The sequence below is a fragment of the Caulobacter sp. B11 genome, from assembly GCF_002737765.1.
Lineage (GTDB): Bacteria > Pseudomonadota > Alphaproteobacteria > Caulobacterales > Caulobacteraceae > Caulobacter.
Map to the genome: position 1 here is coordinate 1 of NZ_PEGG01000055.1, position 8,825 is coordinate 8,825.

At 68.1% G+C, this 8,825-nt stretch carries 3 protein-coding genes, 1 tRNA gene and 4 pseudogenes; 4 read left to right on the top strand and 4 right to left on the bottom strand.

Annotated elements, in window-relative coordinates:
* Both CSW58_RS15885 and CSW58_RS03705 read right to left on the bottom strand, forming a co-directional pair.
* Window positions 1-377: pseudogene (locus CSW58_RS15885) on the bottom strand (hypothetical protein); the annotation flags it as partial.
* Between the two features lie 728 nt (window positions 378-1,105).
* Complete coding sequence (locus tag CSW58_RS03705) at window positions 1,106-1,306, bottom strand: hypothetical protein (RefSeq protein WP_099446358.1); 201 nt, start codon at window positions 1,304-1,306, stop codon at window positions 1,106-1,108.
* 234 nt (window positions 1,307-1,540) lie between these two features.
* Here CSW58_RS03705 and cysD point away from each other — a divergent pair, with 234 nt between their 5' ends.
* On the top strand, window positions 1,541-2,521 hold the full coding sequence (gene cysD, locus CSW58_RS03710) for a sulfate adenylyltransferase subunit CysD (protein ID WP_099446359.1): 981 nt from the start codon (window positions 1,541-1,543) through the stop codon (window positions 2,519-2,521).
* Window positions 2,514-4,450 (top strand): annotated as a pseudogene (cysN, locus tag CSW58_RS03715) (sulfate adenylyltransferase subunit CysN). Before cysD ends, cysN begins: the two are co-directional and overlap by 8 nt.
* Window positions 4,451-4,537: 87 nt before the next feature.
* Here the strand turns inward: cysN and CSW58_RS03720 are convergent.
* Both CSW58_RS03720 and metG read right to left on the bottom strand, forming a co-directional pair.
* Window positions 4,538-5,726, bottom strand: a pseudogene (locus CSW58_RS03720) (MFS transporter).
* Between the two features lie 173 nt (window positions 5,727-5,899).
* Window positions 5,900-7,609 carry a methionine--tRNA ligase gene (gene metG / locus CSW58_RS03725; RefSeq protein ID WP_099446360.1) on the bottom strand — a complete coding sequence of 570 codons (1,710 nt, stop codon included), beginning with the start codon at window positions 7,607-7,609 and terminating at the stop codon, window positions 5,900-5,902.
* A 178-nt stretch (window positions 7,610-7,787) separates the two neighbouring features.
* Here metG and CSW58_RS03730 point away from each other — a divergent pair.
* Together CSW58_RS03730 and CSW58_RS03735 are read left to right on the top strand one after the other, a co-directional pair.
* Window positions 7,788-7,863: transfer RNA gene (locus CSW58_RS03730), tRNA-Thr, on the top strand.
* Window positions 7,864-7,920: 57 nt separating this feature from the next.
* Window positions 7,921-8,825 (top strand): annotated as a pseudogene (locus tag CSW58_RS03735) (magnesium and cobalt transport protein CorA); the annotation flags it as partial.

The following is an 8,825-nucleotide window of genomic DNA, read 5'->3' on the forward strand; positions in this document are numbered from 1 at the left end:
CAAGGCGTCGCGCAGGGCCAGCATCCGCTCGCGGGCGCTGGTGGCGGCCACGGCGGCGGCGTCGATCTCGCCGCGGATCGCGTCGACCGCGCCGCTGGCCCCGGCCGCCGCGAGGGCGGTGGGGTGACCAGCCGGTCGGTCAGGGCCCGGGTGTGGCGCAGCTCGGCGGAGATCCCGATGGCCTGGCGCAGCATATAGGCGGCCAGCAGGGTGAAGATGGCGGGGCCCACGGCCATGGCGGCGAAGACCAGCAGGGCGAACTGGTCGACCCGCAGGGCCGGGACGCCGGCCCCGTAGCCCAGGGCGAAGGCGATCGGGGCCAGGGCCCACAGACCGGCGGCGCTGACCGCCAGGGTCCAGTACAGCGGCGCGGGCATCGGCTTGCGCTCGATCACCTGCGGTGGGGACAGGGTCTGGATCGGCGGATCGCGCAGAGTCGCCGACGTCGATTCCAGACGGGCCGGCGGCTCGGACTCCAGGGTCGGGGCGGGCGACTGGGCGGCGCTGGGGTCAGGAAACTGGGTGGCGGACCGGGATCGGGCGCGACGAAACGTCCGCGGCGCGGCTCGGGGTCGGGCTTGGCAAAGGGCTCCGCCCGTTCGGGCTCCGGCGGGCGCGCGGGTTCGCTCGGCGCCGGCGGGGCCGTGTCGACCGGCGGCGGAACGGTAGCGGAAACGGAAGTCGGCTCAGGCGCGACCTCGGCGCGTTCGGGCGACCGCTGAAACAATGACCGACGACCGCTGGCCCGCGGCGTCTCCGGCTCGGCGGCCAGGGGCCCGCGCAGGCTCATCTCGTCCGAACGCGGCACGGCGGCGATATCAAGGTCCAGGTCCGGCTCGCTGATCGGCGCATCCGGATCCACCTCCGGCGCGCGGGCCGTGTCCTCGATTGGCGATTCCACCGGAAGAGCGGAAAAATCAAGGGGTTGGCGCTTCTTAGGCTTCATACGCAGCCAGTGTCCCAAGGCGAGCGGCATGGGGCTGAAAATTGGTCGTCGCGCGTTAGCCCCACCTTCACGCGAAGAATAAACCTAGCCGCGAAAAGTCCATTCGCATAGCGGGTTTGGGCCGATTTCGCCTGTCGGGCGAATGATCGAGCGGCGGCCCTAGACGCGGATCCGCGGCGCAGCGGCGCACGGGCCGCTGATTCGGTCCTCGGCGGCGTGCTTTTGCGGCGTGCGGTTGACCGATTTCTCGGACTTGGCCGGGCGCTCGGGCGGGCGCTCCAGCGCCATGCCGAACTGGCTGAGGGCCAGGGCCGATAGCCACAGCACGATCACGGCGAAAAGTTCTGCCAGGAAGCCCATCGACGAAGCCCCGACTCCGATAGCGCTGTTATGCGACAAATCGCCGGCCGGCTCGAATGAACTTTTGGTCATCGGTGCGCGGCGGCGCCAGACTCGTCTGCACCGAAGCTGACAACGCCACCAGAATTCCGCGCCTTGTCGCTGGCGGCGGGGGGACCTAGTTGCCCCTCCTGGCTCTTCAGCCATCGGCGCGTCGCGCGTGGATGGCGCTTTTTAAGTTTGCGGACGCGCGTCTTGGCCCCTACCCAACCTGCTGCACACTCGCTTCCTGACCCAGTGGATCTTTCCGTGGACCCCATGACCGAGATCACCCCGGCCCGGCTGACCCATCTTCAGAAGCTGGAGGCCGAAAGCATCCACATCCTGCGTGAGGTGGCGGCCGAGTGTGAACGGCCGGTGATGCTGTATTCGATCGGCAAGGACAGCGCCGTGATGCTGCACCTGGCGGCCAAGGCCTTCTTTCCCTCGCGCCCGCCCTTCCCGCTGCTGCATGTCGACACCACCTGGAAGTTCCGCGACATGTACGCCCTGCGCGACAAGGTCGCCGCCGACCTGGGCTTTGACCTGCTGGTTCACAAGAACCCCGACGCCGAAGCCCGGGGCATCAACCCCTTCGACCATGGCAGCGCCCTGCACACCGACCTGTGGAAGACCGAGGGCCTCAAGCAAGCCCTGGCCAAGTACGGCTTCGACGCTGCCTTCGGCGGCGCGCGGCGCGACGAGGAAAAGAGCCGCGCCAAGGAACGGATCATCTCGTTCCGCTCGGCCGAGCAGCGCTGGGACCCCAAGAACCAGCGGCCCGAACTGTGGAAGCTCTACAATACCCGCAAACACCCCGGCGAGAGCCTGCGCGTCTTCCCGATCTCCAACTGGACCGAGCTGGATGTCTGGCAGTACATCCATCTTGAGAACATCCCGATCGTGCCGTTGTACTTCGCGGCCGAGCGCCCGGTGGTCGAACGCGACGGGGCGCTGATCATGGTCGATGACGACCGCTTCCGCCTGCGGCCGGGCGAAACGCCGATGCTCAAGAGCATCCGCTTCCGCACCCTGGGCTGTTATCCCCTGACCGGGGCGGTGGAGAGTACGGCGTCTACCCTGCCCCAGATCATCCAGGAAATGCTGCTGGCCACCACCAGCGAACGCCAGGGCCGGGCCATCGACCACGACCAGTCCGCCTCGATGGAAAAGAAGAAGCAGGAGGGCTATTTCTGATGACCGCCCCCGCCCCCACACCACCTACCGGCCGTCCGACCTGATCGAGGCCGATATCGACGCCTATCTGGTGGCTCACCAGCACAAGTCGCTGCTGCGCTTCATCACCTGCGGCTCGGTGGATGACGGCAAGTCCACCCTGATCGGCCGGCTGCTGTACGACAGCAAGATGATCTTCGAGGACCAGATGGCCGCCCTCGAGGCCGACTCCCGCCGGGTCGGCACCCAAGGCGGGGCCATCGACTTCGCCCTGCTGGTCGACGGCCTGGCCGCCGAGCGCGAACAGGGCATCACCATCGATGTCGCCTATCGCTTCTTCGCCACCGACAAGCGCAAGTTCATCGTCGCCGACACCCCCGGCCACGAGCAATATACCCGCAACATGGTGACCGGCGCCTCGACCGCCGACGCCGCCGTGATCCTGATCGACGCGCGCAAGGGCGTGCTGACCCAAACCCGACGCCACTCCTATCTCGTCTCGCTGCTGGGCATCCGCCACGTGGTGCTGGCGGTCAACAAGATGGACCTGGTCGGCTGGGATCAGGCGGTGTTCGACCAGATTGTCGCCGACTATCGCGCCTTCGCCGACCAGATCGGCCTGACCACCTTCACCGCCATCCCGATCTCGGGCCTGGGTGGCGACAACATGGCCAGCAAAAGCGCGGCCTCGCCCTGGTACAACGGGCCGATCCTGATGGACTGGCTGGAGGGCGTCGAGGTCGAGGACGACCTGCGCGGTAAGCCGTTCCGCATGCCCGTCCAGTGGGTCAACCGGCCCAATCTCGACTTCCGGGGTTTCGCCGGCCAGATCGCCTCGGGAACCGTCAAGCCGGGCGACCGGGTCAAGGTGCTGCCCTCGGGCCGCGAAAGCCGCGTCGCGCGCATCGTCACCCTGCCGGACGACCTGGACCAGGCGGTCGCCGGCCAGTCGGTGACCCTGACCCTGACCGACGAGGTCGATATCAGCCGCGGCGACATCCTGGTCGCAGCCGACGATCCGCCCGCCGTGGCCGGCCAGTTCGAGGCGACCCTGGTCTGGATGGACGAGGAACCGTTGCCGCCGGGCCGGGGCTATCTGATGAAGATCGGAACCCGCACGGTCGGGGCCAGCGTCAGCGAGATCAAGCACCGGGTCAACGTCAACACCCTGGAGCACCTGGCGGCCAAGCGCCTGGAGCTGAACGAGATCGGCCAGGTCAATCTGTCGCTGGACCAGGCCATTCCGTTCGAGCCCTATGCCGACAATCGCGACCTGGGCGGTTTCATCCTGATCGACCGGATCAGCAACCGCACCGTCGGGGCCGGCCTGCTGGGCTTCGCCCTGCGACGGGCTGACAACATCCACTGGCAACATACGGATGTAACGAAACAATCCCGTGCCGCCCTCAAGCAACAGCGCGGTCGCGTCGTCTGGCTGACGGGGCTGTCGGGCGCCGGCAAGTCGACCATCGCCAACCTGGTCGAAAAGCGCCTGCACGCCCTGGGGCGCCACACCTATCTGCTGGACGGCGACAATGTCCGCCACGGGCTGAACAAGAATCTCGGCTTCACCGAGGAGGACCGGGTCGAGAACATCCGCCGGGTCGCCGAGGTGGCCAAGCTGATGGTCGACGCCGGCCTGATCGTGCTGACCGCCTTCATCTCGCCGTTCCGCGCCGAACGCCGAATGGCCCGCGAGATCCTGGCGAAGGGCGAGTTCGTCGAGGTGTTTGTCGACACGCCCTTGGCGGTCGCCGAGCAGCGTGACGTCAAGGGCTCTACAAGAAGGCCCGGGCCGGTCAGCTGAAGAACTTCACCGGCATCGACAGCCCCTATGAGGCCCCCGAGGCGGCCGAACTGCACATCGACACCACCCAGCTGGATCCGGTGGCCGCGGCCGAACGGATCGTCGCCTGGCTGGAAGGCGAGGAATTGAGCTACGACATCTGAGGCCTGGGGCCCCTCGCACGGCCTAGGCCGCGCGAGGGCGGTCAGGCTTGAGCGTCCTGCCTGGGCACGAGGATGGCGACGCGGACCTTAGGCGAGGTCCAGCCGGCCGCGCACCAGCCGCAGGGCGCCGACCAGCCCGAGGACGGCCATGGCGGCCATGACCAGATAGCCGCGCGTGCCAAGCGCGTCATAGAGCGGTCCGCCGCCAGCGTGCCCAGACCCAGGACCAGGCCGCCGGACAGGGCCGAATTGATCGCCTGAGCGGCCGAGGCGCTTTCCGACGGGGTGAGCTTCTCGATCAGGCGCAGCGAGGCCATGAAGCTGGCGGCGAAGGTCAGGGCATGCAGGGCCTGGAGCGGAAACAGCACCCACAGCGGCGGGGCCATGGCCATCACGATCCAGCGCAACACCGCCGCGCCCGCGCCCAGCACCAGCAGCCGCTCGGGCCCCACCCGCCGCCGCCAGGGCTCCATGAACCACATGAACCCGACCTCGACCGCCACCCCACGCCCCACAGCACGCCGATGGTCGGGGCCGAGATCCCCTGCTGCCGCCAGAGCAGGGCCGAGAAGCCGTAGTAGAAGGCGTGGGCGCCCTGGATCAGGCCGGCGGTGGCCACGGCCAGCAGGAAGGTGCGGTTGCGCAGCAGGCCGCCCAGGCCCTTCCAGCGATCGGCCCGCACCGGGGCCGCGCCGTCCTCGCGCACCCGGTCGGTCGGCAACAGGGTGACGGCGACCAGAGCGCTGAGCAGGGCCGCGGCCGTGATCCAGACCGGAATGACCTGCGGCGCGACCACCGACAGGATCGCCCCCATGGCCAGATTGGCGGCAATGAACCCCACCGACCCCGCGCCGCGCGGCAGGCCGTAATTGAAGCCCTCCAGACGAGAGCGGCGCAGGGCGATCACGTCGATCAGCGGCGTCAGGGTGGCCAACAGGGTCGCCCCCACCATCCAGCAGGCCAGCAGCCCCCAGAAGCCCGGGGCCGCCAGCAGCAGGGCGTAGCCGGCCGCCGCCCCGACGCCCAGCCAGGCCAGGGGCGTGCGCCGCAGGGTAAAGCCATCGGCCCAGACCGCCAGGGCCGGGCCGGTCAGGGGCCGCAACAACATCGGCACAGCCAGGATCAGGCCGATCTCGGCGCCCGTCAGGCCCTTGGACCGGAAATAGGTGGCGATGAACGGCAGGCTGACGCCGGTCCCCGCATAGGCGGCGATGTAATAGAGGCCCAGGCGCGTGGCGGAGGCGCTGAGAAGAGCGTTTGGATTTTCCGTTGTCACGCCGCAGCCCTCACCGTTGTCATCCCGGCCGAAGCGAAGCGTAGCGCCGGGACCCAGGGGCCGTCGCGCCGCGCTTGGGTGCCCTGGGTCCCGGACAGCCTCTGCGAGGCTTCCGGGACGACAACCCTTGTTGGAACGCGAGCCTCGGATTGAAAATCCGCAGCCCCCTCACCCTACTCCGCGCCGCCGAACCGCTCGGTCCATTCGGCGATCTGTTCATCCTCGATCTTCTTGAACAGCACCTCGGGGGCCCGCACCGCCAGGCCGACCGGCAGGGTCGACAGTTCGGCCTCCGTGTCGGTCGTGGGCCAGGCGCCCGGAGAGGGCTGCGAGAAGGCCCGGGCGATCTTCTCGGCCGCGAAGGGAATGAACGGCGCCGAGATGCGGGCATAGAGCGCCGCCAGGTTCAGGGCCGTGCGGACGATGACGGCGGCGCGGTCGCGGTCGGTCTTGATCGCCGTCCACGGGGCGGCTTCCTGCAGGTACTCGTTGCCGACCACCCACAGGGCGCGCAGGGCCTGGGCGCTCTTGCGCACCTCGATGGCGTCCATCTGCTCGGCCAGGTCGGCCAGGCGGACGGCGACGTCGGCATGGAGCTTCTCCTCCAGCGGCCCGGGCGCGCCGCCGTCGGGAATGATCCCGTCGAACTTGCCCTCGGTGAACTTCAGGATGCGGTTGACGAAATTGCCCAGCACGTCGGCCAGGTCGCGGTTCACGGCGCTGGCGAACTGCTCCCAGGTGAAGGCGGTGTCGCTGCTCTCGGGCGCATTGGCCGTCAGGTACCAGCGCCACAGATCCGGCGGCAGCAGCTCCAGGGCCGTGTCCATGAACACGCCGCGCTTGTTGCTGGTCGAGAACTTGCCGCCGTACCAGTTGAGCCAGTTGAAGGCCTTGAGCATGTCGACGCTCTTCCAGGGCTCCTCGGACCCCAGGATCGTCGCCGGGAAGCTGACGGTGTGGAAGGCGACATTGTCCTTGCCCATGAACTCGACATAGCGGACGTCGGCCGCACCGGCGTCGGTGCGCCACCAACGCTGCCAGTCGCGGCCCGGCTCGGAGTCAGCCCATTCCTGGGTGGCGGCGATATATTCGATCGGGGCGTCGAACCAGACATAGAAGACCTTGCCTTCCATGCCCGGACGCGGCCCACCGTCCTTGACCACCGGCACGCCCCAGGCCAGGTCGCGGGTGATGCCCCGGTCGATCAGGCCTTCATCGAGGTGCTTGTAGGCGATCGACTTGGCCAGCATCGGCCAGTCGACGTGGCTGTCGACCCAGGCCCGGATCTTGTCGGCCATCTTGGTCTGCAGGAGATAGAGGTGGCGGGTGTCGCGCACCTCCAGGTTCCGCGAGCCGGAGATCACCGAATAGGGATCCTTCAGGTCGGTGGGGTCCAGCAGATTGCCGCAATTGTCGCACTGGTCGCCGCGCGCCTTCTCGAAGCCGCAGTGCGGGCAGGTGCCCTCGATATATCGGTCGGGCAGGAAGCGCTTGTCGTCGATCGAATAGACCATCTGGTCGAGGCGTTCCTCGATCAGACCGTTGGCCTCCAGGACCTCCGCGAAATGCTGGGTCAGGGTGCGGTTCTGCGGCGAGGACGAGCGGCCAAACCAGTCCCAGGACAGGCCGAACGCCGCGGCCACGTCGCGCTGCAGGATGTGCTGCTCGGCGCAGTAGGTCGCCACCTCCTGGCCAGCGGCGGCGGCGGCCAGTTCGGCCGGGGTGCCGTGCTCGTCGGTGGCGCAGATATAGAGCGTCTCGTTGCCCCGCGCCCGCTGGAACCGGGCATAGACGTCGGCCGGCAGCATCGATCCCGCCAGATTGCCCAGGTGCTTGACGCCGTTGATGTACGGCAGGGCGGAGGTGATCAGGATACGGGCCATGCGGCGGCGGTCTTTCGGCGGAGTCGGGAGGCGTTCGGATATAGAAGCCCCGGCCGGGAAACGGAAGCGTGTAGCCGCAGAACCGGTCAGGCTTCGGACCCTGACACAGGCACGCTCCCCCTTGCCGAGGCCGCGACGCCCCGGCATAAGCCCTGCTCTGGACCAGCGAGGATCCAGGGCCGGTTTAGCTCAGCTGGTAGAGCAGCGGTTTTGTAAACCGAAGGTCACGGGTTCGATTCCTGTAACCGGCACCATCCTCCCCCGTTACGATCGGGCCAGTTCGGTCCGGCCAGTTCGATCTGGATTGCCGCATGAGCGTCGTCGCCGCCTATATCTATCGAGACGGACAGCGCGACCGGGCCGTCGACGTCGAGGCGCTCGATGACGTCGTGGCCGGGCCCGGCGAGTTCATCTGGATCGGCCTGTTCGAGCCGACCGAGGCCGAGCTCAAGACCCTGCAGCGCCGCTTCAACCTGCATCCCCTGGCGGTCGAGGACGCCTTCAAGGCCCACCAGACCCCAAGATCGAGGTCTATGGCCAGGAACTGTTCGTGGTCGGACGCACGGCCCAGCTCCTCGACGGCGAGATCGCCTATGGCGAAACCTCGATCTTCATCGGCAAGAGCCATGTGATTTCCGTGCGCCACGGTTCGGCCCGCGCCCATACTGACCTGCGCCTGCAGCTGGAGGCCTCGCCTGAGCTTCTGCGCCACGGGGTCGACTACGTCCTGCACGCGGTGCTCGACTTCATCGTCGATGGCTATTTGCCGATCGTCGAGGCGATCGAGGAGGAGGTCCTCGACATCGAGCGCCGAGCCCTCGATGCGTTCCTGGTGCGCAGCGAGGTCAACCGCCTGTTCCACCTGCGTCGCGACCTGATCCGCTTCAAGCGGGTGCTCAGCCCGATGGCCGAGGTCTGCGCCCGACTTCAGCACCTGGAGTCGCCGTGTCTGGACGCGGACGTGCGCCCCTATTTCCGTGACGTGCTCGACCATGTGCAGCGGGTCGAGAGCATGGTCGACGCCCTGCGCGAAGCCATCGGCTCGGTGTTCGAGGCCGCCAGCCTGCTGGAACAGCAGCGCCAGGGCGCGATCACCCGCAAGCTAGCCGCCTGGGCGGCGATCCTGGCCGTGCCAACCGCCATCGCCGGCGTCTATGGCATGAACTTCGAGCACATGCCGGAGCTGCGCTGGGCCTGGGGCTATCCAGCCGTGCCC